This is a genomic window from Pseudoalteromonas sp. NZS37, assembly GCF_015864265.1.
GTDB classification, from domain to species: Bacteria; Pseudomonadota; Gammaproteobacteria; order Enterobacterales; family Alteromonadaceae; genus Pseudoalteromonas; species Pseudoalteromonas arctica.
In genome coordinates this window covers 98,023-123,675 of record NZ_JADYXL010000004.1, presented here as the reverse complement: position 1 = coordinate 123,675, position 25,653 = coordinate 98,023, and the positions used below count along the sequence as shown (strand labels likewise).

At 39.9% G+C, this 25,653-nt stretch carries 24 protein-coding genes and 1 tRNA gene; 15 read left to right on the top strand and 10 right to left on the bottom strand.

The window, feature by feature from the left end:
* Positions 1-4 precede the first annotated feature (4 nt).
* Positions 5-2,374, bottom strand: a complete 2,370-nt coding sequence (gene ftsY, locus I6F47_RS08830) for a signal recognition particle-docking protein FtsY (protein ID WP_442960279.1) — start codon at positions 2,372-2,374, stop codon at positions 5-7.
* A gap of 228 nt (positions 2,375-2,602) precedes the next feature.
* Between ftsY and rsmD the strand changes: the two genes are divergently transcribed.
* The 14 genes from rsmD to I6F47_RS08760 all read left to right on the top strand — a co-directional run bounded on the left by rsmD (position 2,603) and on the right by I6F47_RS08760 (position 18,305).
* The gene (gene rsmD / locus I6F47_RS08825; protein ID WP_165722446.1) at positions 2,603-3,208 is read left to right on the top strand and encodes a 16S rRNA (guanine(966)-N(2))-methyltransferase RsmD; all 606 of its coding nucleotides are present in this window, start codon (positions 2,603-2,605) and stop codon (positions 3,206-3,208) included.
* Between the two features lie 145 nt (positions 3,209-3,353).
* Positions 3,354-3,569: a 30S ribosomal protein S21 gene (gene rpsU / locus I6F47_RS08820; RefSeq protein ID WP_002957797.1), complete on the top strand. Its 216-nt coding sequence runs from the start codon at positions 3,354-3,356 to the stop codon at positions 3,567-3,569.
* 19 nt (positions 3,570-3,588) lie between these two features.
* Positions 3,589-4,035: a GatB/YqeY domain-containing protein gene (locus I6F47_RS08815; RefSeq protein WP_024590610.1), complete on the top strand. Its 447-nt coding sequence runs from the start codon at positions 3,589-3,591 to the stop codon at positions 4,033-4,035.
* Between the two features lie 244 nt (positions 4,036-4,279).
* Positions 4,280-6,031 (top strand): DNA primase, encoded by a 1,752-nt coding sequence (gene dnaG, locus I6F47_RS08810; RefSeq protein WP_007586534.1) that lies wholly within the window; start codon positions 4,280-4,282, stop codon positions 6,029-6,031.
* Between the two features lie 124 nt (positions 6,032-6,155).
* A complete protein-coding gene (gene rpoD, locus I6F47_RS08805) occupies positions 6,156-8,003 on the top strand; it encodes an RNA polymerase sigma factor RpoD (protein WP_007586533.1) in 1,848 nt (615 codons plus the stop codon).
* A gap of 67 nt (positions 8,004-8,070) precedes the next feature.
* Positions 8,071-8,952 carry a 50S ribosomal protein L11 methyltransferase gene (prmA, locus tag I6F47_RS08800; protein ID WP_197183701.1) on the top strand — a complete coding sequence of 294 codons (882 nt, stop codon included), beginning with the start codon at positions 8,071-8,073 and terminating at the stop codon, positions 8,950-8,952.
* A 281-nt stretch (positions 8,953-9,233) separates the two neighbouring features.
* Positions 9,234-10,205 (top strand): tRNA dihydrouridine synthase DusB, encoded by a 972-nt coding sequence (dusB, locus tag I6F47_RS08795; protein WP_010553368.1) that lies wholly within the window; start codon positions 9,234-9,236, stop codon positions 10,203-10,205.
* A 19-nt stretch (positions 10,206-10,224) separates the two neighbouring features.
* Positions 10,225-10,515, top strand: coding sequence for a DNA-binding transcriptional regulator Fis (fis, locus tag I6F47_RS08790; RefSeq protein WP_002957804.1), 291 nt, complete (start codon positions 10,225-10,227; stop codon positions 10,513-10,515).
* 191 nt (positions 10,516-10,706) lie between these two features.
* The gene (gene purH / locus I6F47_RS08785; RefSeq protein WP_007586526.1) at positions 10,707-12,293 is read left to right on the top strand and encodes a bifunctional phosphoribosylaminoimidazolecarboxamide formyltransferase/IMP cyclohydrolase; all 1,587 of its coding nucleotides are present in this window, start codon (positions 10,707-10,709) and stop codon (positions 12,291-12,293) included.
* 106 nt (positions 12,294-12,399) lie between these two features.
* Positions 12,400-13,221: a class I SAM-dependent methyltransferase gene (locus I6F47_RS08780; RefSeq protein WP_007586523.1), complete on the top strand. Its 822-nt coding sequence runs from the start codon at positions 12,400-12,402 to the stop codon at positions 13,219-13,221.
* Positions 13,222-13,236: 15 nt separating this feature from the next.
* Positions 13,237-14,520 (top strand): phosphoribosylamine--glycine ligase, encoded by a 1,284-nt coding sequence (gene purD, locus I6F47_RS08775; protein ID WP_182193902.1) that lies wholly within the window; start codon positions 13,237-13,239, stop codon positions 14,518-14,520.
* A gap of 112 nt (positions 14,521-14,632) precedes the next feature.
* Positions 14,633-17,173, top strand: coding sequence for an EAL domain-containing protein (locus I6F47_RS08770; protein ID WP_197183700.1), 2,541 nt, complete (start codon positions 14,633-14,635; stop codon positions 17,171-17,173).
* Between the two features lie 22 nt (positions 17,174-17,195).
* Positions 17,196-18,005: a DUF2797 domain-containing protein gene (locus tag I6F47_RS08765; protein WP_010553372.1), complete on the top strand. Its 810-nt coding sequence runs from the start codon at positions 17,196-17,198 to the stop codon at positions 18,003-18,005.
* A 6-nt stretch (positions 18,006-18,011) separates the two neighbouring features.
* Positions 18,012-18,305 (top strand): hypothetical protein, encoded by a 294-nt coding sequence (locus I6F47_RS08760; protein ID WP_197183699.1) that lies wholly within the window; start codon positions 18,012-18,014, stop codon positions 18,303-18,305.
* Positions 18,306-18,318: 13 nt separating this feature from the next.
* Here the strand turns inward: I6F47_RS08760 and I6F47_RS08755 are convergent, their stop codons facing one another.
* The 6 genes from I6F47_RS08755 to I6F47_RS08730 form a co-directional block, all read right to left on the bottom strand.
* Positions 18,319-19,236: a histone deacetylase family protein gene (locus I6F47_RS08755; RefSeq protein WP_010553374.1), complete on the bottom strand. Its 918-nt coding sequence runs from the start codon at positions 19,234-19,236 to the stop codon at positions 18,319-18,321.
* Positions 19,237-19,373: 137 nt separating this feature from the next.
* Entirely contained in the window at positions 19,374-20,915 is a 1,542-nt protein-coding gene (locus tag I6F47_RS08750) for a serine hydrolase (RefSeq protein ID WP_197183698.1), read from the bottom strand.
* Positions 20,916-20,930: 15 nt separating this feature from the next.
* Entirely contained in the window at positions 20,931-21,425 is a 495-nt protein-coding gene (locus I6F47_RS08745; protein WP_007586500.1) for a gamma-glutamylcyclotransferase family protein, read from the bottom strand.
* Between the two features lie 26 nt (positions 21,426-21,451).
* A complete protein-coding gene (locus I6F47_RS08740) occupies positions 21,452-22,090 on the bottom strand; it encodes a LysE family translocator (RefSeq protein WP_165735441.1) in 639 nt (212 codons plus the stop codon).
* Positions 22,091-22,101: 11 nt separating this feature from the next.
* Positions 22,102-22,875 carry a hypothetical protein gene (locus I6F47_RS08735; RefSeq protein WP_121953765.1) on the bottom strand — a complete coding sequence of 258 codons (774 nt, stop codon included), beginning with the start codon at positions 22,873-22,875 and terminating at the stop codon, positions 22,102-22,104.
* A gap of 29 nt (positions 22,876-22,904) precedes the next feature.
* A complete protein-coding gene (locus tag I6F47_RS08730) occupies positions 22,905-23,390 on the bottom strand; it encodes a CreA family protein (protein WP_121953764.1) in 486 nt (161 codons plus the stop codon).
* A gap of 207 nt (positions 23,391-23,597) precedes the next feature.
* On the opposite strand from I6F47_RS08730, the gene I6F47_RS08725 reads away from it, so the two are divergent.
* A complete protein-coding gene (locus tag I6F47_RS08725; RefSeq protein ID WP_024590599.1) occupies positions 23,598-23,927 on the top strand; it encodes a 5-carboxymethyl-2-hydroxymuconate Delta-isomerase in 330 nt (109 codons plus the stop codon).
* A gap of 321 nt (positions 23,928-24,248) precedes the next feature.
* Here I6F47_RS08725 and I6F47_RS08720 read toward each other — a convergent pair.
* From I6F47_RS08720 to I6F47_RS08710, 3 genes are all read right to left on the bottom strand, one after another.
* A tRNA-Ile gene (locus tag I6F47_RS08720) sits at positions 24,249-24,325 on the bottom strand.
* Positions 24,326-24,572: 247 nt separating this feature from the next.
* Positions 24,573-25,079, bottom strand: coding sequence for a hypothetical protein (locus tag I6F47_RS08715; protein ID WP_101162741.1), 507 nt, complete (start codon positions 25,077-25,079; stop codon positions 24,573-24,575).
* A gap of 379 nt (positions 25,080-25,458) precedes the next feature.
* Complete coding sequence (locus I6F47_RS08710; RefSeq protein ID WP_121953763.1) at positions 25,459-25,617, bottom strand: YqaE/Pmp3 family membrane protein; 159 nt, start codon at positions 25,615-25,617, stop codon at positions 25,459-25,461.
* Positions 25,618-25,653 lie beyond the last annotated feature (36 nt).

Here is a 25,653-nt window from a genome sequence, read left to right as displayed (position 1 = left end):
TAAATTAAACGTCGTCCTCATCTTGGCTAAATAACGCATCAATAAAGTCATCGCTTTTAAAAGCGCGTAAATCATCAATACCTTCACCAACACCAATGTAACGAATTGGAATATTAAACTTATCTGCAACCGCAAAAATAACACCACCCTTTGCAGTTCCATCAAGTTTTGAAAGCGTAATACCAGTTAAGCCAACGCATTGATTAAATAAGTTCACTTGGCTAATTGCATTTTGACCTGTGCCAGCATCAATGGTTAACATCACTTCGTGCGGCGCATCAGGATCAATTTTTTTCATAACACGAGCTATTTTTTCAAGCTCTTGCATTAAGTTATCTTTATTTTGCAAGCGACCCGCTGTATCTGCAATTAACACATCTATATTACGTGCTTTTGCAGCTTGGAATGCATCAAAAACAACCGATGCACTATCTGCACCCGTATGCTGTGCAATAACAGGAATGCTGTTACGTTCACCCCAAACCTGAAGTTGCTCAACAGCAGCCGCTCTAAACGTATCGCCAGCAGCCAGCATAACCGACTTACCTTCGCTTTGAAATTGCTTAGCCATCTTACCAATAGTCGTTGTTTTACCAACGCCATTTACGCCCACCATTAAAATAACAAATGGCTTTTTATCTTTGGTAATTACTAAAGGCTGTTCAGCCGTTTTTAGCATCGCCGCCATTTCTTGTTTCATTAACTCATAAAGCGCATCACCATCTTTTAACTGCTTACGGTTTGCAGCATCAGTTAAGCTATCAATCAACTTCATGGTGGTATCAACGCCTAAATCGGCGGTGAGCAGCTGTGTTTCAAGATCTTCAAATAATTCGTCATCTATTTTTTTACCACTAAAAATAGATGCAAAGCCAGAACCTATATTAACGCGAGTTTTTAACAAGCCCTTTTTAAGGCGAGAGAAAAACCCTTCTTTTTTCGGCTTTTCTGCTTTTTTAGATTCTTCAATTGCAAGTTCTGCTGTGATACGTTCTTGTTCTAAACGCTCATTTTCTGCTTTTTCAGCAGCAATGCGCTCTTGCTCTAAACGTTCGTTTTCTGCTTTTTCTAAAGCAATGCGTTCTTGCTCTAAACGTTCATTTTCTGCTTTTTCAGCTGCAATGCGCTCTTGCTCTAAACGTTCGCTTTCTGCTTTTTCAGCCGCAATACGTTCTTGCTCTAAACGCTCGTTTTCTGCTTTTTCAGCCGCAATGCGCTCTTGCTCTAAACGCTCGCTTTCTGCTTTTTCAGCAGCAATGCGCTCTTGCTCTAAACGCTCGTTTTCTGCTTTTTCAGCCGCAATACGTTCTTGCTCTAAACGCTCACTCTGAGTTTTTTCAGCCGCAATACGTTCTTGTTCTAAACGCTCGTTCTGAGCTTTTTCAGCCGCAATACGTTCTTGCTCTAAACGTTCACCCTGAGCTTTTTCAGCCGCAATGCGTTCTTGCTCTAAACGCATTTGCGCTTCTTGTTCTGCTAAACGTTTTGCTTGATCTTGTCTTTGTGCTTCAGCATCTGCTTGTTCTTTTGCTAATAACTCAGCATTCGCTTGCTCTATTGCAAGCTTTTCAGCCTTTACAGCTTCATCCTTTTTTTCAAGGCGTATTTGATCTAGTCGCTCAGCTTCTACTTTTTCTGCAGCCAATCGCTCTTGCTCTAACAGCATCTGCGTTTCTTGGTCGGCTAAACGTTGTGCATATTCTTGTCTTTGCGCTTCTGCATCAGCTTGTTGTTTTGCAAGTAATTCAGCATTGGCCTGCTCAATTGCAATCTTTTCTGCGTTTTCAGCACGCTCTTGCTCTAAACGTTTTGCTTCAATTTGTTCAGAAGCAATACGCTCCTGCTCTAAGCGCTCTGTTTCGGCCTCTGCTTTTAAACGTTCAGCTTCAGCTTGCTCCTGTGCTAGCTTTTCTTGCTCTAAACGTTTTGCTTCAATTTGTTCAGCAGCAATACGCTCCTGCTCTAAGCGCTCTGTTTCGGCCTCTGCTTTTAAGCGCTCAGCTTCAGCTTGCTCCTGTGCTAGCTTTTCTTGCTCTAAACGTTTTGCTTCAATTTGTTCAGCAGCAATACGCTCCTGCTCTAAGCGCTCTGTTTCGGCCTCTGCTTTTAAGCGCTCAGCTTCAGCTTGCTCCTGTGCTAGCGTTTCTTGCTCTAAACGTTTAGCTTCAATTTGTTCAGCAGCAATACGCTCCTGCTCTAAGCGATCTGTTTCGGCTTCTGCTTCTGCTTGTAAACGTTCAGTTTCAGCCTGCTGTGCAAGCTTTTCTTGCTCTAGCTTCTGCGCTTCTTCTTGCGCTAATGCTTGTTGTTTATCAGCGGCTGCTTTTTGCTCTGCTTCTTTTTTATCTGACTTGCCAAAACCGAGCCACGACATGAATTTACTTTTTTTTGTCATACTTGCTAATAACCACTTATAAAAATCTGATAAACTAAAATTTGAAATAGCTTGGCAATGCCCAGCAATAGTTGCTAATAAATACAACCATTCAAAACGTAAGTGTTCAATAGTAACACTTTTAATACGGTTGAAAAATGAAGCTACACGTAATCACCCATAATATTATCTGAGCTAGATACCATATACCATTTTTTAGTGAGCTAAATGAGAAAAAAAACAACGCAAAATAAAGCTACTAACAAGCCCAGCGATGGCTTTATTAGAGTGATTAGTGGCCAATTTCGAGGCCGAAAACTCCCAGTTAAAAATGTAGAAGGCTTAAGACCTACTACCGATCGAATTAAAGAAACTGTATTTAATTGGCTAATGCAAGATACGCGTCACACAAATGTACTTGATTGTTTTGCAGGTTCTGGTGGGTTAGGATTTGAAGCGCTATCTCGATTTGCCAAAAACGCCACATTTATCGAGCTCGACTCGTCAGCTGCCAAGCAATTAGAACAAAACATTAGCACTTTAAAGCTCGACAACGCATACGTTAAACATACTAATTCACTCTCCTTTTTAGAGCAAAAAAACACAAACGAAGCGTTTAATCTTGTATTTGTTGACCCACCATTTCGTAAAGATTTAGCGCAAACAACCTGCGATTTATTAGAAAAAAACCAATGGTTAAGCGATGATGCATTAATTTATGTTGAAGTAGAAACAGAGTTAACCACCTTCAAGAACCCGAGCAACTGGTTGTTAATTAAAGAAAAAAAGGCAGGCCAAGTGTTTTGCAAACTCTACCAGCGCCAAGCAAATTAATACTGTTTTACATGATGCGTTTCTGTTAATATTGTCCTTTACATGTGGTGTTGCTTCGGATTACAATACCGCACCATTTTTGAACCACTTGATCAATGTTTGATCAACTTGAGCAACGCTCATAATTTAGGTAGGTGAATTTTTAATGCCAGTAATTAAAGTAAGAGAGAACGAACCGTTTGACGTAGCACTTCGTCGCTTCAAGCGTTCATGTGAAAAAGCAGGAATCCTTTCAGAAGTTCGTCGTCGCGAGCACTATGAAAAACCAACAGCTGAGCGTAAGCGTAAAAAAGCTGCTGCAGTAAAACGTCACATGAAAAAACTTTCTCGTGATAACGCACGTCGCGTTAAATTATACTAATATATTAGGTCTTGTATAAATGAGCCTTTTAATAACGCTAAAAGATGCGCAAAAAGATGCGATGAGAGCTAAAGACAAATTACGTCTTAACCCTATTCGTATGGTACTTGCTGCAATCAAGCAACGTGAAATTGACGAGCGTATAGAACTAGACGACGCAGGTATTACCTCCGTTATAGTGAAGCTTGTTAAACAACGTCGTGACTCTTACACTCAGTACAAAGATGCTGGGCGTGATGATTTAGCTGATATTGAAGCCAATGAAATAGTAGCACTTGAAACTTTCTTACCTCAAAAATTGAGTGAAGAAGAAATCATTGCTCTCATTGATGCGGCTATTGCTGATACTAACGCAGCAGGTATGCAAGACATGGGTAAAGTAATGGGTATAATCAAAAGCAAAGCCGAAGGTCGTGCCGATATGGGCAAAATCTCTGGTTTAATTAAGCAACGATTAACTGCCTAATACTCCCACATACATTAAAGTATGATTGAAGTGAACCGAGCCTTGCGCTCGGTTTCTTTGTTTTTAACTTTAATAAAAAGTACACCTACTAGGTTACTTTAAAATGAAATTTTTTATAGCTTCCCTATTTATTTTGTTATCATTTTGGTAAGTTAAAGCACGCTATACTTTGCATCAAGCTAGTATAAAAAAGTAAATTTCATATTCGTTATTCTTCTTATTATTTCAGGACTGTATTTTACTAATGGCTGGAAAGATCCCACGTAACTTTATAGACGATTTACTTGCCAGAACCGATATTGTCGACCTGATAGACTCAAAAGTAGGTCTAAAAAAAGCAGGTAAGGATTATCAAGCTTGTTGCCCATTTCATAACGAAAAATCGCCCTCATTTACCGTATCGCAAGACAAACAGTTCTATCATTGCTTTGGTTGTGGCGCTAATGGTAATGCTATTTCGTTTGTAATGGAGTATGAAAAGCTTGAGTTTGTAGATGCTATTGAAGAAATAGCAAGCATGCTTAACTTAGAAGTACCTCGAGAACAAGGCACAAACTCAGCACCAGAACGTACTGCTGCGCAAAAGCGCTCTGATTACGATTTAATGCTTCATACTGCGCGCTTTTATCAGCACCAATTAAAACACCACAGTAATTCTGCCGCCGTTATTGAATATGTAAAAGGCCGTGGTTTAAGTGGTGAAACAGTTAAAAAGTTTATGATTGGCTACGCCCCCAGCGAATGGGATGGATTATGTCTTCAGCTTGGCCGTAATAAAGAACAAAAAGAGCAATTAGTTGAATTAAAGCTAGCTTCAGAAAAAACACCAGGCAGACAATTTGATTTTTTCCGCGACCGATTAATGTTCCCTATTCGCGATAAACGCGGACGCGTTATTGCATTTGGTGGGCGTGTAATGCAAGCCGACCAAGGGCCAAAATATTTAAACTCGCCAGAGACCCGAATTTTTCATAAAGGCTTTGAGCTTTACGGACTTTATGAAGCAAAGCAAGCCCATAAAAAACTTGAGCATGTAATGGTTGTGGAAGGTTACATGGATGTTGTTGCCCTAGCCGAGCAAGGGATTGAATATGCCGTTGCATCACTAGGTACCGCAACAACAAGCGAGCACATGCATACGCTGTTTAGAACAACAGATAAAGTAATCTGTTGTTACGATGGCGACAGAGCTGGCCGTGATGCAGCTTGGAGAGCGCTTGAAAACGCACTTCCTTATTTAAATGACGGTAAAGCACTGCAATTTACTTTTTTACCCGATGGCGAAGACCCTGACTCTCTTGTACAAAAAGAAGGTAAGGAGCAATTCGAATTGCGCCTAAGCCAAGCAGATGACTTTACCAAAGTATTGTTTAATAAATTAAGCCAAGAAGTTGATTTAACACTCGACTCAGGAAAAGCTAAATTACTCAGTGCAGCACTTCCACTCATTGAAAAAATCCCAAGTGAATTTTATCAAGAAAACATTCTTGAACAATTAGGACGTTTAATCGGAAGAACACGTGAGCAATTAAATAACCGTTTAAAAACCCCAAAGCAACAGCATTCGATTGAACGTAAGTTTAAAATAACACCAATGCGTCAAGCGATTGGTATTTTAATTCAACATCCTAACTTAGCTAAAAATGTGCCATATTTACCTGAACTCGCACAAATGAATATTGCTGGTATAGGGCTATTATTACGCTTACAAGAGCAAGCTTTAGAAAAAGAAAGCATTACCACAGCGCAACTACTCGAATTTTTTAGAGGAACTGAAGATTACGAGCCCTTAATCAAGCTTGCAACGTGGCAACACGACATAAATGAAGAGCGTTTAGAGACGGTTTTTAAAAATACTTTCAAGTTTATTGAAGATCAGTGTTTAAATTATCGACTCGAGACCCTATTAATAAAGGACAAGACTCAAGGCCTTAGTAGCGACGAAAGACTTGAGTGTCATTTGTTAATGACAGCGTTAAAAGCCACTAACAGCTAGTCAAAATTGATTTAAACTGTTATACTGTGCTATTCACTGCGTCACATTATTCTAGTTGGCTTTAATGCAAACTACATGATGGCGCCTGTTGTATCAACTTATCAGAGTGGAAGAAACAATCTCTATGGATCCAACTCCTCAGTCACAATTAAAACTTCTGATTCAAAAAGGTAAAGAGCAAGGCTACTTAACTTTTGCAGAAGTAAATGATCACCTTCCACAAGACATTATAGACTCAGATCAAGTAGAAGATATCATAAGCATGATTAATGATATGGGTATCAAGGTTAGCGAAAACGCGCCTGATGCTGATGAATTAATGATGCAAGAAACAACGACAGACGAAGACGCAGCTGAAGCTGCCGCTGCAGCCCTTGCGACTGTAGAAAAAGAAATCGGCCGTACAACGGATCCGGTTCGCATGTACATGCGTGAAATGGGTACTGTTGAACTTCTTACACGTGAAGGCGAAATTGTAATCGCTAAACGTATAGAAGAAGGCATTAACCAAGTACAGATTTCTGTTGCAGAGTACCCTGAAGCAATCACTTACCTGCTAGAGCAGTGGGATAAGTTTGAAGCTGAAGAAATGCGTTTAAGCGATATCATCGTTGGATTTATCGATCCTAATGAAGATACAGCGCCGATTTCAGCAACTAATATCGGTTCAGAATTAAGTGCTAAGCAACTTGATGACGATAAAGATGACAAAGATGATGCTGATAGCGATGACGAAGATGAAGAAGAAGTAGACACAGGGCCAGATCCTGAAGAAGCGCGCATTCATTTTGAAAATTTACGTGATTTATACAATAAAGCACGTGATACGTTTGAAGCTAAAGGTCGTTCGCATCCTGAATCACAAGCCGCCATTTTTGAAATTGGTGAGCTTTTCAGAACCTTTAAATTAATACCTAAACAGTTTGACCGCATGGTAAATAACATGCGTGAAATGATGGATCGTGTTCGCGTTCAAGAACGTCTAATCATGAAACAAGCTGTACAAATTGCTAAATTACCGAAGAAAACATTCGTTAAGCATTTTGCTAATAACGAAACTGACGCTTCGTGGGTTGATTTAGAAATTTCAGGTAACGAAAAATACTCAGCTAAACTTGAAGAAGTTAAGCCAGAAATCATTCGTAGCATTAATAAACTATCTGTTATTGAACAAACAACAGGTTTAAGCATTGAGCGTATTAAAGACATTAACCGTCGAATGAGCATTGGTGAAGCGAAAGCACGCCGTGCGAAAAAAGAAATGGTTGAAGCTAACTTACGTCTTGTAATCTCAATTGCTAAAAAATATACAAACCGTGGCTTACAATTCTTGGATTTAATTCAAGAAGGTAACATTGGTCTGATGAAAGCAGTTGATAAGTTTGAATATCGCCGTGGTTATAAGTTCTCTACTTATGCTACGTGGTGGATACGTCAAGCAATCACTCGCTCTATTGCTGACCAAGCAAGAACAATCCGTATTCCAGTACATATGATTGAAACGATTAATAAACTTAACCGTATTTCTCGTCAAATGTTACAAGAAATGGGTCGTGAGCCAAATCCAGAAGAATTAGCAGAACGCATGATGATGCCTGAGGATAAAATCCGTAAGGTACTTAAGATTGCTAAAGAGCCAATTTCAATGGAAACACCAATCGGTGATGATGAAGATTCTCACTTAGGTGACTTTATCGAAGATACAACTATTGATTCGCCAATCGATTCGGCAACAATGGAGTCTCTTCGTGGCGCAACTAACGATGTACTTGCAGGCCTAACAGCCCGTGAAGCTAAAGTACTACGTATGCGTTTTGGTATTGATATGAATACCGACCACACCTTAGAAGAAGTAGGTAAACAGTTTGACGTAACACGTGAACGTATTCGTCAAATAGAAGCGAAAGCGCTGCGTAAATTACGCCACCCTTCTCGCTCAGATTTACTGAAAAGCTTTTTAGACGCTAAATAATTTAGCGCTACTATATAAACTAAAAAGGCCGCTATAGCGGCCTTTTTTCTATTTGAAGGAAATAATCATGGCTTGGATCCAAATTCGTATTAACACCAATGCTGCAACAGCAGATGCAGTAAGTGACCTATTAATGGAAGCGGGTAGTGCTTCAGTAACCTTTATTGACGCAAAAGACACCCCTATTTACGAACCCAAAATTGGCACCGTTGTATTTTGGGCTGATACAACAGTAATTGGCTTGTTTGAAGCTAATCACGATATGAATGAAGTCGTTGCGTTATTGAAACGCCATGATGAACTAAAAGACAATTTAGTATACAAAATAGAGCAGCTTGAGGATAAAGACTGGGAACGTGAATGGATGGATAACTTCCACCCTATTCAATTTGGTGAAAGACTATGGATTTGTCCAAGCTGGCGCGACATTCCAGATCCTGATGCAGTAAATGTACTGCTGGACCCTGGCCTTGCTTTTGGTACGGGCACACATGCAACAACGGCCTTATGTCTTAAGTGGTTAGAAAGCCAAGATCTAACAGGTAAAACGGTTGTTGATTTTGGTTGTGGCTCAGGCATTTTAGGTATTGCAGCTATAAAACTAGGCGCAGAGCGCATGATTGGGATTGATATTGATCCTCAAGCGCTTGAGGCAAGCTTAGATAATGCTAACCGTAATGGCGTTGCAGACAAACTTGAAGTATACCTTCCAGAAAACCAACCTGAGTTTACCGCCGACATAGTAGTGGCAAATATATTAGCCCAGCCACTTCGCGAATTGCACAGTGTAATTTTAGGTTTATTAAAGCCTGGCGGCAAGATTGCAATGTCGGGTATTTTAGAAGAACAAGCACAATCAGTTGCTGATATTTATGCACCGTTTATTGAACTAGATGACATTGCCGTTGAAGGTGATTGGACTCGAGTAAGTGGCACTAAAAAAGCGTAATAAACTGCATAACCAAATTTAGAGCATTAACTCAAAACCTGCATGTAAAGCCTGTATTTAACAGGCTTTACTATTTTTTTACATATTAAAAGTTTTCTGATTATTGTGTAAAAAATAAAACTTGTATAAATTTCAAACAAATCAACCTACTTGTCATGTGGTTATCAAATGTCAATACGAAAAGGGCAAAAAAAAGTTACTTTTGTTCAATTTATAGCCTTTGATTTTTGTGAAAAAAACCGTAAACTTAGCGCCCCTTGAAAAGAGGCCTATTGAATATAGTGCGTATCGGTAAATACCAACTTGAGAATAATGTAATTGTCGCGCCAATGGCTGGCATTACAGACAGACCATTTAGACAACTTTGCCGTCGTTTAGGCGCAGGGCTAGCTGTTTCTGAAATGCTATCGTCTAATCCTAAGGTTTGGAAAACGGAAAAGTCGATGAACCGTATGGATCACAGCGGTGAGTCGGGTATACGCGCTGTGCAAATTGCAGGAGCAGATCCTGAGCTTATGGCGCAGGCCGCACAATTCAATGTTGCTAACGGTGCACAGATCATAGATATCAATATGGGGTGCCCAGCAAAAAAAGTGAACAAGAAACTCGCAGGCTCTGCCTTATTACAGTTTCCTGAACTTGTGGAAGAGATTATTGATGCAGTCGTTAATGCTGTTGATATACCTGTGACACTTAAAATCCGTACAGGATGGGATCCGGATAACCGTAATGGTGTAGAGATTGCGAGAATAGCTGAACGTTATGGCATTGCATCACTTGCTGTACATGGGCGTACGCGCGCATGTATGTACAAAGGTGATGCTGAGTACGCCACGATTAGGGATATAAAACGTTCAGTGTCGATTCCTGTTGTTGCCAATGGTGATATTACATCACCAGAAAAAGCAAAACAGGTTTTAGACTATACGGGTGCAGATGCCATTATGATTGGCCGAGCCGCCCAAGGTCGCCCTTGGATATTTAGGGAGATAGACCACTATTTGCGAACTGGGGAACACTTACAGCCGCCTGCTATTGCAGAGGTGCGCAGTATTTTAATGGAGCATTTAACAAACCTCCATCTGTTTTACGGTGAGCCAATGGGAGCGCGAATTGCTCGCAAACATGTATCTTGGTATTTGCAAACCCATGACAGTGATGGTCAGTTTAGGCGAGTATTTAATGCGCTCGACAACCCACAAGCACAGGTCGTCGCATTAGAGCAATACTTTAAAACACTAGCAGCTAACTAAGAAAGAAAGAGACTTAATAATGTTCGAACAAAACGTGACTTCTCCATTTATCACTAACCCTCATGTTCAGTCACACGAGAAACCGCAGCCATTGCGTGATGCAGTAAAAAAAGCTGTTCACCACTATTTAAAGCAGCTTAACGGTCAAGATGTGCAAGACGTTTACGACCTTGTTCTTTCAGAGCTAGAAGCGCCATTACTTGAAGAAGTAATGACATATACACGTGGTAACCAAACTCGTGCAGCAATTTTACTAGGTATCAACCGTGGTACTTTACGTAAAAAGCTTAAAAAATACGGCATGAACTAATATGCTGGCTGTGATTTATCACAGCTAATTATTAAAAAAGCACCCTAGGGTGCTTTTTTTATGCCCGTAGTTTAATAGCCGAGTTGCAAAATGCTCACCCTCATCGGCGCTTTATAAGTCGTTTTTTGAGTTGTAATCAGTTAAAATGCCCGCTTCTAAGCTAGCTCATTAACTGAGGAAATCAAACTACAATGGATACTCATCGTCCCATTCGTCGCGCACTATTAAGTGTGTCTGATAAAACCGGTATTGTTGAATTTGCCCGCGCACTAGAAGCGCAAGGCGTTGATATATTATCAACTGGCGGCACATGTAAACTACTTGCTGATAACGGCATAAAAGTGACTGAAGTATCAGATCACACAGGCCACCCTGAAATCATGGATGGTCGCGTAAAAACTCTTCACCCAAAAATTCACGGCGGCATATTAGCCCGTCGCGGACAAGATGAAAGCGTAATGGCAGATAACAACATTTCTGCTATCGACATAGTTGTAGTTAACTTATACCCCTTTGCGAATACAGTCGCTCAAGAAAACTGCAGCCTTGAAGATGCTATTGAAAATATTGATATTGGCGGCCCTACAATGGTTCGTGCAGCCGCTAAAAACCACAAAGACGTAACAATCGTGGTAAACGCGAGCGACTACGACCGTGTTATTAGTGAAATGCAAAACAACAATGGCTCTACTACGTATAAAACACGTTTTGACTTAGCGATTGCTGCTTACGAGCACACTGCCGCATACGATGGCATGATTGCTAACTACTTCGGTAAAATGGTTCCTGATTACACCGAGGAAGCTGCTGTAGAGACTAAATTCCCACGTACTATCAATATGCAGTTCACTAAAAAGCAAGATATGCGTTACGGTGAAAACTCACATCAAGATGCTGCTTTTTATGTTGAAAGTGACATTGCTGAAGCATCAGTTGCAACAGCAACTCAATTGCAAGGTAAGGCCCTTTCGTTTAACAACATTGCAGATACCGATGCAGCACTTGAATGTGTTAAAGAATTTGACGTACCTGCGTGCGTAATTGTAAAACATGCTAACCCGTGTGGTGTTTCAATTGGGGACAATATTCTACAAGCATACGAGCGCGCTTTTAAAACAGACCCTACATCAGCATTTGGTGGCATTATTGCCTTTAACCGAGAGCTAGATGCAGCAACTGCACAAGCAATTGTTGATCGTCAGTTTGTTGAAGTAATTATCGCACCTAGTATTTCGAGCGACGCTGCAAAAATTGTTGAAGCTAAAAAGAACGTTCGTTTATTAGAATGTGGACAGTGGACAGGTAAAGCAGCTGGCCAAGATATTAAACGCGTTAACGGCGGTATTTTAGTTCAAGACCGCGATTTAGGCATGGTAACGCAAGGCGACTTAAAAGTTGTTTCTAAGCGCCAACCTACAGAGCAAGAACTTAAAGATTTACTATTTTGTTGGAAAGTAGCTAAGTTTGTTAAATCAAACGCAATTGTTTATGCCCGTGACGGTATGACCATTGGTGTAGGCGCAGGCCAAATGAGCCGCGTATACTCAGCTAAAATTGCAGGCATAAAAGCCGCAGACGAAAATCTTGAAGTTAAAGGTTCAGTGATGGCGTCTGACGCGTTCTTTCCATTTCGTGATGGAATTGACGCAGCCGCAGCTGCTGGTATTACTGCGGTAATTCAGCCTGGTGGCTCAATGCGTGATGAAGAAGTGATTGCAGCTGCTGATGAAGCTGGCATGGCAATGGTACTTACTGGTATGCGCCATTTCCGCCACTAATCACACAAAGGGTTAAACGTTGGTTTAACCCTTTTTGTTTGCTATAAATTCACGTATTCTGATTATTCAATAACCTATTTAAAATTATAATGTGAAGGAACAAACAATGAAATTTGCGCTAAAATCGCTACTTGTAGCCACACTAACGATGACATCGACTATGGCGCTTAGCCATAACCACGAATCGAGCCTTGAGCATGCACTTCAATCAAGCGAACGTAGCGCTAAAAACAGCGTTCGTGACGAATATCGTCACCCGGCTCAAACACTGGCATTTTTTGGCTTTAAACCCACTATGACAGTTGTTGAAATTGCGCCAGGCGGTGGTTGGTATAGTGAAATTTTAGCGCCAGCACTAAAAGAGCAAGGCACTTATTATGCCGCGCACTTTCCTGCTGATTCATCAGTTGGCTACTACCAACGCTCTCTTGCGGGCTTTAAACAAAAAGTAGCTGAAGATGAGCGCTTTAGTAGCGTTAAAATTACTGAGTTTGCACCTGTAACACATTTAGATATTGCGCCAGCTGGCAGTGCCGATATGGTTTTAACTTTCCGTAATGTGCATAACTGGTATATGGGCAAAGATAAAAGCGGTGCATTAAGTGCATTCCAAGCTTTTTATAAAGCCCTTAAACCAGGTGGTACATTAGGTTTAGTTGAACACCGTTTAGCTGAAGAGCGTGCTGACGAAGATCAAAAAACATCAGGTTATATGAAGCAGAGCTACGTAGTAGACCTTGCTAAACAAGCTGGGTTTGAATTAGTAGCAAGCAGTGAAATAAATGCAAATCCAAAAGATACAGCCGATCACCCTAAAGGTGTATGGACGCTACCACCAAGCTTAAGACTCGGCGAACAAGATGCTGACAAATATAAAGCCATTGGTGAAAGCGACCGCATGACGCTGAAATTTAAGAAACCGCTTTAAATAGGAATTTTCGCCATGAATGTTTTAGTCATTGGCAGCGGCGGCCGCGAACACGCACTTGCGTTTAAAGCCGCTCAAAACACCAAAGTAAATACTGTATTTGTAGCCCCAGGTAATGCAGGTACTGCACTTGAACCAAAACTTGAAAACGTAGCAATAAACGTTGACGACTTAGAGGGTTTACTTAGTTTTGCACAGCAAAACAAGGTAGAGCTTACTATTGTAGGTCCAGAAATACCGTTAGTACTGGGTGTTGTTGATAAGTTTCGTGAACATAACATGGCTATTTTTGGCCCAACGGCAGGCGCAGCCCAGCTTGAAGGCTCTAAATCGTTTACTAAAGATTTTTTAGCGCGCCACAATATTCCATCAGGCGATTATCAAACGTTTGAACAAATTGACCCTGCCCTTGCTTATTTAAAAGAAAAAGGCGCGCCAATTGTTGTAAAAGCAGATGGTTTGGCTGCGGGTAAAGGCGTAATTGTAGCAATGACGGAAGCCGATGCCGAAGATGCTATTCGCGATATGCTTGCGGGTAATGCTTTTGGTGATGCGGGAAGTCGTGTTGTTATCGAAGAGTTTTTAGACGGTGAAGAAGCGTCTTTCATTGTAATGGTTGATGGCAAAAACGTATTACCATTTGCTACCAGTCAGGACCATAAACGCGCTTACAATGGCGATGCCGGTCCTAACACGGGTGGCATGGGTGCATACTCACCTGCGCCAGTTGTTACGGATGAAATCCACCAGCGTATTATGAATGAAGTGATCTACCCTACGGTAGAAGGCATGGCAAGCGAAGGCCATCCGTACACCGGCTTTTTATACGCAGGTTTGATGATTGACGAAACAGGTACCCCTAAAGTAATTGAGTACAACTGTCGCTTTGGCGACCCTGAAACTCAACCAATGATGCTACGTTTACAATCAGACTTAGTTGAATTGATTGAAGCTGCTAACCGTGTAGAACTTGATAAAACAACGATTAAGTTTGACCCACGCGCAGCCGTTGGTGTTGTACTTGCAGCTAAAGGTTACCCTGGTGATTACCCTAAAGGTGATGCAATTTCGGGGCTAAAAGTTGATTACCCTGCGGGTGAAAAAGTGTTTCATGCGGGTACTAAGCAAAGTGGCAATGACGTTGTAACCGCAGGCGGTCGCGTATTATGCGCAACAGCACTTGGTAACACCGTTACGCAAGCGCAGCAGCGCGCCTATGAGCTTGTTAAACAAATTAGCTGGGATGGTATGGAATATCGTACTGATATAGCTTACCGTGCTATTGCACGCGAGCAATAGCCTGTAATACCTATTCATTGGTATAACCAGTTAATTTAACTACAAAAGCGCAGTTTATCTGCGCTTTTTTAGTGCTACACTAATTAAAAGGTTTTTTAAAAGTAAATTAACGTTGGAACTAAGAACTTTACGTTACCATGCAATTGCTGTTGCCATACTGATATTTATATTTTTTATAATCAGTACATTGGCATCAAACCTTGTCGTGCCTACACGATATACAATTGATAAAACGGCTCCAATGTACCTCGATTACGCCTACTATATTGACGAAACCAAAACTAAAACATTCGATACCATCATTAACCAACCTGAATTACTTACTCATCAACCATTTTCAGATGTTCCATGGAGTTTTAGCCAGCAAAACTATTGGTTGTTTCTTGATTTAGAAAATAAAAGCCTTAACAAGCAAAATGTTGTGGCACATTTTGACAACCCTATGGTCGATCACCTTACGGTTTATCGCCTCGATAAAAACAACAAACTAATTGAAACATACAAACTCGGCGATAAAGAAGAAGCCCTCTCTTTGTTTGAATACAGCGTACCGCATATTCGTTTTTTAGTAGAAAGAAAATCGTCACAGCGCCTAGTAATGAAAATAGACACAGTCGGCATAAGTAAAACACCTGTAAACTTATATCGTGATAAAGAGTTTATTGACTTAGTGCGCTCTCAAACTGGGATCTGGGGTATTTTTGTAGGCGTGCTATTGATGGCTGCGCTTTATAACTTGGTGCTTTATTTTGGCATAAAAGACCGTGTTTATTTAATTTATATTGGCTATATCATTAGTGCGTTAACCTTATTGGGTGCAGTGCTTGGTTTTGGATTTTATTTATGGCCAGTGCAATGGCAGTTATATATTCACGAAAAAGTCATATTTTTTAACTACGCAATATCATTTTTCACTCTCGCCTTTTGTACTATGTTTTTACGCTATCACAAGGACAATTGCTGGCGATACAAAATGAGCGTAAAACTGCTTTTGTTTATGTCAGTAATGGCTATAGCTAGTCTATTTATTCCTGAGTACATTGCAGCCCCGTTGTTTTTTTGTGTAATGGCACTTTTATACGTTGTTTGTATTATTTTAATTTATAACAAGCTACGTAGCGGCCTTAGGTGGGCTAAGTTTTATGTACTTTCGTGGATACCGCTGATATTTGGTGCGGTAATACAGCCTATGGAGCTCACCGGCTTTTTGGCTTATAGCTTTACCTCCCGCCATGCCTTTTTAATGGCTATTTTGTGCGAAGTTATTTTAATGGCAATGGCGTTAGCTGACCGAGTAAGGTATCAGCGCGAACGTGCGCTTTACCATGCCACGCACACACAACAAACAAAGTTACTTAATAGCTCCAAGCTAAAACAAGCATTTATGGCGCTACAAAGCCAAAACCGCTCAACAACTTTATGTTTAATAAAAATACGTCACTTTAATTCGCTCAATACAATTATTACCTCTTCTCAGGGCTACACACTTATAAAGCATGTAGCCAAAGAGCTTGAATTAGAACTCAGCCATGAACGCGAATTTACAAACCTCGAAACAGATTTAAACACCAGCCCACGCTTAGCCGATTTAAGCAGTGGCGTATTTGCCTGTATTTCTACTAAAACACAAAACCAAGAAATGCTAGAAGCACTACTGACTAAAATAATTAGCAGCCTACCAAAACAATATGAAATTAAAGGGCTAAACCTGCAGCTTAGTTACAGTATAGGTATTAGTAGTGCAGGTAAGAGTAACGACTTTGAATATTGGTTAAAGCGTGGATATTTAGCGCTTAAAAAAGCAAAAGGTAGCGTTAATCAAGTTGGGTCATCGTCAAACGGTAATAATCTAATGATGGACGTTGCTCTAGCCGCTAAGCTGCAACAAGCCATCAAAACAAATCAACTGGCACTTTATTACCAACCTCAAATAAACTTATTAAGTAACCACGTAAGTGGTGCTGAAGCTTTATTACGTTGGCCCGACCCAACTTACAGCAACTTATCAATTGAAGAACTAATAATACTTGCTGAGCACACAGGCATTATTAACGAGCTAACACTGTGGGTAATAGAGCAAGCCTGTAAAGACATAGTCAAGCTTACAAAAAATGGCTATAACGAGCACACAATTAGCGTAAATTTAAGCGCTAAAAACTTAACTATAAATAACTTAGCCGAAAAAGTAGAAAATATTTTAATTAAATACCAAGTGCCGGCACAGTTACTTAAATTTGAACTAACCGAATCGGCCTTCGTAGATAGCCAGGATGCACTTATAAAGTTAGTTGATGAGCTAACCGCATTAGGTATTAAAGTAGTACTGGATGACTTTGGGACAGGCTATGCGTCACTTAGCTACTTAGTCAATTATCACTTTAGTGAACTTAAAATAGATAAGTCATTTGTTTTTGATTTACCTAATAACCCTACTCACCAGGTTATTGTACAAACAGCCATTGATATGGCGCATAACCTCAATTTATCAATAACAATTGAGGGGGTAGAAACCCAGGAAATCCATCACTTACTCAAAGATATGAACGCTGACTACGCCCAAGGTTATTTATACGCAAAAGCACTGCCTTACACCGACTATTTACACTTCTTAAAAAGCCAATATAGCTTAAAAATGTTAGACTCCTCTTTTTAACATCTTTAGGGGCCAAGTAAAGATGCAAGGCACACTGCGTAAATTAAAATCGAGCTTAACCGAACCAGTACAATATCACTTACCTGTAGGTGAACACCTAGTAGACTTAAATGCATTTATAGGTAAGGAGCTTACGCTTACCTTTAGTGGCACTATTTTATGTTCTAACTGCGGTAAAAAAACCAAAAAAAGCTATTCTCAAGGTCACTGTTTTGTATGCATGCGCAAGCTCGCTAGTTGCGATATGTGTATTATGAAACCAGAAACCTGCCACTACGATCAAGGCACTTGCCGAGAGCCACAGTGGGGCGAAGAAAACTGCATGATCCCACACTATGTATATCTCGCTAACACCTCTGGGTTAAAAGTAGGTATTACCCGCCACACACAAATACCAACTCGTTGGGTTGATCAAGGCGCGACTCAAGCATTACCTATTTTTAAAGTGCAAACTCGCCTGCAATCAGGTTTAGTGGAAGTTGCATTGGCTGAATTTATTGCCGATAAAACGAATTGGCGCAATATGCTAAAAGGTCAAAACGAAGCAATTGACTTAAAAGCAGCTGCAGCCGAGCTGATCCCACAAATTAGTGAAAAGCTAAACGAGCTCAGTGAATTATTTGGCGCAACAGCAATAGAACAACTTGATGAAGATGTGGTTGATTTAAACTTTCCAGTAACCGAATACCCAACAAAAATCAGCTCATTTAACTTTGATAAAGACCCTGTTGTAAGTGGTGTTTTACAAGGTATTAAAGGCCAATACTTAATTTTTGAAAAAGGCGTTATTAATATTCGTAAATTTACGTCTTATGAAGTAACCGTAGGTTAACGGGCTATGTTAAACAGCTACCCACAGTTATTGGTTATTTATAATGAGCTTGAGATAGCCCATAACCAACAAGAGCAACAAGAGTGCTTACACAGCGTTATGCAAAGTGAACTAAGCGATGTGCGAGTACTTAACAAGCAAGGTGACTACCTTAATTTACAAGGCACTGTTTACCCTAAATTGAATGGCGAGCAGCTAGCACAGCTTGTTACAGCTTACTTATTAAATGAAGGTCAATGCTGCCTTGGTAAAATAAAAACCCTAAGCACAGCGCAGGCGTTTGATTTATTAGGGCTATAAACACTCTCTTTATTTAGATATCAGTAAGCACTTTTATATGCGCTACAGCACTTCTACCCAAAGCTGATAGCGCATAGCCACCTTCTAAATACGAAATAACACCTTTGCAGCCGCCCTCTTTAGCAACACCACATAGTTGCTCGGTAAGCCAAATGTAGTCATCCTCTACAAACTTTAAGCTCGCCATATCATCTTCTAGGTGTGCATCAAACCCTGCGCTTATAAAAAGTAATTCAGGCTTAAACGCTTTTAATTTTGGTAGCCATTGCCCAGTAAATACCTCTTTTAGGTCATCGCCATTGCTGGCAATTGGCAAAGGAGAATTAACTATATGGCTATTATTTTTAACCGCTGTATTTGGGTAAAACGGATACTGAAATAACGAACAAAGCAGTACGTTTTCGTCATCAATAAAAATGTCTTGTGTGCCATTACCATGGTGTACATCAAAGTCAGCAATCGCAATCCGCTTAATCCCTTTGCTTTGTGCGTACTTAACGGCAATAGCTAAGTTATTAAACACACAAAACCCAGATGATGAATCCTTATTAGCATGATGCCCTGGCGGGCGTACTGAGCAAAAAGCAGCATCGAGTTTATCGGCAAGTATTTCATCAACAGCTAACAACCCGGCACCTACTGCCCGCTCAATCGCTTTAAACGAATCGGGGCACAACCACGTATCGCCATCTAAATTAGCGAGTCCTTCGGTTGGTAGTGTAGTTTCTACGTGTTTAACTAAAGCCTCATCGTGAGCAAGTAAATAATGCTCACGCTCGGCCTTAGGTGCCTGCAGGTGTGTTAAGCCAACATCTACACCGCTGGCTAATAACCTGTCGGTAATTGCATCTAAGCGCTCTGGGCACTCAGGATGGTCGTCTATCATTTTATGTTTACGGCAATGAGGGTGTGAAATAACTGCAGTACGCATAAAATGCTCCTAGCCAAAGTAAATTGAATGCTTAATATAACAAAGCCACCGACGGGTGGCTTTGCGACTTTGGTTTATATCGATACTTTAAATATTGATACTTTAAATATCGGTACTTTAAATACTAATGTTATTAGCTATTTTGCTTTTAAATGTAGGTTTCTAAAATCAAAGCTAAAGTCGGTAACTTGTGTTGATACTGCACGCATTTTAGCGCTGTTTACACGGTTTTGTGAGCTCATTTCAAAACGAATAAATGCATCCGCTTCAAGTAGCTTTTCATCCCACTTAACAATAAATGTATTACCAGTGTAATGCTCAAGTGTGCCTTTTAAGCGCTTGGTATGCGTAAAATCAATATGCAATTTACTATCAAGCTGCTCAATAATTACATCGCCATACCAATCATCATGTAATGTACCGGTGTAATTAATGTTTGGTAATTGTGGTTGGTAGTCAGCGGGGGCTTCTGGTTTTGCATTAGCGTACGCATGTTGCTTACCTTCAAAATGACTTTTAGCTAAATCCTCTACCCAGTCTTTATCTTCGAGCTCAAGTGCATCTTCAAGTACTTCGTGGGTTACTGCCGAAAGTGCACCAAAAGCTTGTTGATTAGATAAAATAACAATACCAAGTTTTTTCTCAGGCAATAAAGTAACTTGCGATACCATCCCTAAAATACCACCACCGTGACCTAGCTTTTTAAAGCCGTGGTAGTCTTCAATACTCCAACCTAACCCATAACCCCTAAACTGCTGATGATACGATTCAAACGCACTTTTAGACGCCATAGACGTAATATGTGGGTGCCACATTTGCGCTTGTTGCTTTTCACTAAATAGCTGCTCGCCACTTGGCATTTTACCGCCCGCTAATTGCGTACGAAGCCATTGGCTCATGTCGCTTACACTTGAAGCAATGGCACCTGCACCTCTAAAATCTTCTAGGTAGTTCACAAAAAATGGATGAAGCGTGCCATCCATAGGAATATGACCTGTCGCCCAGTTTTTATTACTTTTTGGAATACGTGAAAATCCCGCGCGTGAGTTATCCATGTGCAGCGGCTGTAATATATTTTTTTCGATGTAATCGTTCCAGCTGATACCCGACACACGTGCAACCACCTCACCAGCGGTAACAAACATCAAGTTGTTATAAGCATACTTGCTACGAAAACTGCTCGCTGGTTTTAAATACTGTAATCCCGCTAAAATTTCATCAACTGACTTATCGGTACTTGGCCAAATCATTAAATCGCCTTGCCCAAGCCCTAGCCCACTGCGGTGACTTAATAAATCACGAATACGCATTTCGCGTGTTACGTATGAGTCGTATAATCTAAACTCTGGTAAATGATCAATTACGCGGTCATCCCAGCTTAACTTCCCCTCATCAACCAACTTGGCAAGCGCTGCTGTTGTAAACGCTTTCGTGTTTGAAGCAATACCAAACAAGGTGTCTTTGTTTACTTTTTTGTTGGTATCGAGATTAGTTACACCAAAGCCTTTAGCAAATATTACTTTATCGTTTTCAACAATGGCAACTGCCATTCCGGGTACGTCAAAACGTGCCATTGAGGCTTTAATAACATCGTCAATTTTGTTGGTATCAACTTGTGCCCAGCTACTAAATGTAGTGCCTGCTAGTAGTGCCATTGCGGCAAGTTTGGTTAATTTCATATCAATCCTATTTTATTATTTTTGATGAACTGCAAATTCAATTGCTGCGCGCTCTTGATTGGTATCGCTTTTTTGTGCGCGATTTAATATCGCATCACTGTATTCTTTTGGTACGCCCGCTTCAAGTGATCCGCGATGAACGTGTTTTATGTACCAATCGTATGGGAGTACATCGCTGTCGTGGGTATTAGCTATATAACAATGTGCAGTTACAGTCTCACCCGTTAGAAGCGTTGGGGCTATATCTACGCAGTCGTAACCTACGCCCTCAATACCATCTAAAATAACTTTTTCATCTTCATTAAGCTCATAAATAACGCCGTAAACCAGCGCGCCTTCTTTATCGCTTGGGCAAATACTGCATTTGCCAGAGCCATCTTTAAATAGCATATCAAAAGTTAGCTCGTAACCTTTAAGTACCGCTGTTCCTACACGCTTTACATTAGGTAAGCGCGCTAACAAACGATTAGATGACATATTAGAGCCAAACGAAAAATTATATAACGGCATTTTATCTCCTGTACTTTTTAAATAAGTTAAATAACAACACGTACTGCAAGGGCAATTAAAATAACGCCAATTCCACGGTCAAACCAATAACCGCGTTGTTGGAAAAAACCCCTTACATTATTTCTAGAAAGTATTATTGAAAGCATTGAAAACCACGCCCAAGTAGCCAGTGCCATGTACACACCGTAACCGATCTGTACGCTAGTCGGTGTTGTTGGGCTAATCACGAGTGTAAATAACGACATAAAAAATAACGTGGCTTTTGGGTTTAATGCATTTGTGAAAAAGCCGCGCCTAAAAGCAAGCCAAACGGATTCTTCTTGGACGGTTTTGTTTTCAACATCTTTTGCAGCCTCGCCTTCATTACTTGCTGTAGGTTTTGCAGCTCTGAGTGCTTGTACGCCTAAATAAGCTAAATATGCACCGGCAAGATACTTAAGCGCCATAAATAAACTAGGCGATTGCGTTAAAATAAGCGCAACACCTAAAACGCAATAGGCAACGTGCAGTAAAATAGCAGCGCCAACACCGGCGCTTGTCCACAATGCATTGCGCCTTCCTTGTTGCACACTTTGCTTAAGTACTACGGCAAAGTCAGGCCCTGGGCTTGCTACTGCAAAAAAATGAGCAATAACAATCAGTAAAAATTCATCTAAGTATTCCACGCAGATCCTTGCTAGTTTGGCGAATAAGCTAATAACAGCGGGTTAGCCGAGTTATTTACCAATGCTTTAATTTCTTTTTGTGCTTTTTTGAACTGACCACGTAAATGCGGCTTTAAATGTTTTTTAGACACTTTATCGTTTTTAAAGTAACTAATCAGGGCATGCATAAATACCGTATGTGTTTCACTTAACTTAGCTTCACGGTTAGCGTATGGATTATAACAAGAGCCACAACCGCCTTTAAACTGATACACCGTGTTGCTCATCATCACACCAAATCCTAAAAAACAAGCAAGTGCATCGGCAGCTTGTGGTAAATACTCCCTACCGCCTGGCGGTAGCACCCCAACGTGATGGATAAGTATGGTGGCCAGAGTACCCGCATAACTTGCCACTAAATCTTGTGGCTGATTAATCTGATTAGGGTTAAAAGAGATACTGACCTTATGGCTTGGCGGCACAATTAGGTGGCTGCCTTCGCCACGTATTTCATCACTAAATTCAAAGTGCGGAAAAACTTGTGGTTGTAACTGCTGAGGTGCAACTAATTGAATAGGCCATGCATTCATACCCGCGTAATTAGTAACGCGGGTAAAAACATTACTCGCCATTTCCTCAATGCTCGATACCGAATCAGGGAAGAAAGTGGCCGTTGGCAGTATTATTTGTGTTTGCTTTGTAAAAAACTCAGCATCAAAATTTTCTACAGCCCAAATAAATGTATCAATAAGCCATTGCTGCTCTTGATCTTCCAATAAAGGTGCCGATTTAAATAAAGCTAACATAAGGTGCTCTTATAAGTTTTAGTGCTAGTTTAGTCTTTCTGTGTAAGCGCCCAATCCCACGCTTGAGTATTGTATAGCGGCACTGTTGATAGCGCATGGTGGTGGCTACCACTGGATTCTTTAGTTGAGTACGATAAGTACAATAAAGTACGATTCTCAGCATCGTAAATACGGCGCACTTTTAGTGATTTAAATAATATACTTTTAGATGATTTGAATATCACTTCACCTGATTTACTGCGGTCTATTTTTTGTAGCTGCTGCGCTGTAATAGGCCCCGTTTGACGACACGCTATAGACATATCAGAGGGATCAGAAAAATCCAAATTAGCCTCTATATGACTAATATGACAAGTAACGCCCTCAACAATGGGATCTTGCTGCGAATTAACTACAACATCTTTAGTTGTAAATAACCCAAGACTTACCGACGCAACATCATCAGAGCAAGCACTTAATGTAACAACAGCACCTGCAAGTAAAACTAAACGTTTAAATTTTTGTGGTAATTTCATACTTATCCTTAATTAATATATAAGTAACTTAGCACCTACGTTACTAAGCGAAGGTTCACCTGTATGTTTTTATACTAACATCAAAAATAAATACGACTAAATTAGTTTAAAGTAAAGATTTTAGATAGCTCAGGGTTTAGCGAACCCTGTTGTATTTGATACAATTAACTCTCGCTCATGCAGTAACTCATAATAGGAAACGCCTAAATGCCGCACATTATTATTGAACACTCAGAAGACCTCCCTGTATTACCACAAGTTCTCGTAGAAAAAATTCACAATACCGCCTTTGAAAGCGATTTATTTGAGTTAGAAACCATAAAAACGCGCGCTATTGCTTATCAGCAATATCAACTTGGCGCAGGAAAATCAGGGTTTATACATATCGCGGTACATATATTGGCTGGGCGCTCAATTGAGCAAAAACAAATGTTAAGCGAACTGCTACTTTCATGCTTAAAAACATACTGCAGAGCATCAGACAGCCTAAGCGTAAATATTTACGATATTGAGCATGAGATATACCGTAAAAATTAGTTAACTCTTGTAGTTTTGAGCAATAGAAGTAAACACTAGCAAGTAAAAAGCCCCAATAGGGGCTTTTTTTGTATTCTGAAATCAGATGCAGCTCATTATTATTTACAAGACAGAGCATGAATAGCGTCCGATCTAACGCTGGAATTTAATAGTGCATTCGCACTCTTTCAAATTTAAGAAAGCTTAGCTTAATCTATGGATTAACTTTATTTAAATTATATTTATTATTAGGGGTAAATAAAGAATAATAAATTACACGATATTAAATTCATGTAGCATTAAATAATTTGAGTAGGTATTTTTTTGGAAAGTTTGTAAAAGTGGTGGCCCCTCCCAGACTCGAACTGGGGACCTAACGATTATGAGTCGTGTGCTCTAACCAACTGAGCTAAGGGGCCAACTTTTATATAACTGCTAGGCAGTTAATTTTTGAAGCGTTCAGTCACAGAGCGACTAAAGCGGGTTGCAGTATAAAAACTTTTTAGGTGCTTGTCACTACCAAACACCTTTATTTTAACAATCAGTAAGCTAACTGCTTAAATAGTAATCTTTTAGGTGGGTATAAGCATAAAATGTAAGATATTTCCCATGATATTTTCTGCATTAAATTATAAAAACCTTCCCCCCACATGTAGTCTTTTATATTTAACGCTCTACTTTTTTAAGTAAAGCTAACATATATGTGTAGGCATACAAGGCTGTAAAAAATATGCTTGGGGCTACTGTAAGTGCCAAATTAGGTGTCTGATTAATTACATTCACCATAATCACTAAGCTCGATTGAACAGTAATCGGAATAATAGGCGCAAAAAGTACACCTGCTATTTTTTTGTTACCTAAATACGAGGCGCTAGAGTTAATTGCATTATTGAAGCTTTGTCGTATTGCTACGTTTTGTGGTGTTTTAGAATGAAACATACAAATAATTGGAGTTACAAACGCAAGCGTTACATAACTAGACTTATACTTGTTGACGACCTTTTCTAAAATAAAAGTAAAAAACAGCGTTACAAATCCACTATACAAACCTTGTACTAATGCAGCTTGAAACGTGACAGATTTAGCAATATCTGCCGAACTATTTGCCCAGTAGGCCCAACTAAAATAAAAAACGAATGACACAACGCCTGACAGTATAAGTCGAATATTCAATTAGCTACCTCAATATGCGTAAAAACTTGGTTTAATGATAACACTAGAAGTGATGGTAATATTGCCACTTAATAATAGAGTAATTAATCGCGTATTGTAGATATATAAACAAACTAATGTTAAAGACTTCCTAAATGGCATCAATACAGAATCAGAACACTGCTGTTAGTTAGAAAGCTTAATTGAAGTAAACGATAGGTGTGGCTGAGGGAATGTTGGGAGTGAGTTACAAGAAATAAATCACTTAGTTTGAGTCAATTAAAAATTAGATTTTGATAAAAAATATTTACTTTAAAAACTGATATTGTGAGCCGATCAGTACTGAAGTTTTTATTTAGTTAAACCTCAGTAGTCGGCTTACACAATATATAATCTGTCATTATTTTTTCGCAATAATGTAGATTGCATGTATTAACCCTGGGAAATAACCTAACAGTGTTAATACAATATTTAACCAAAAATGCATACCTAAGCCAACTTGCAAAAATACACCTAATGGCGGCAATAAAACTGAAAGTATTATACGAATAATATCCATGATTAAACTCCATTTAAATTAAGCATTAAAAAGGCG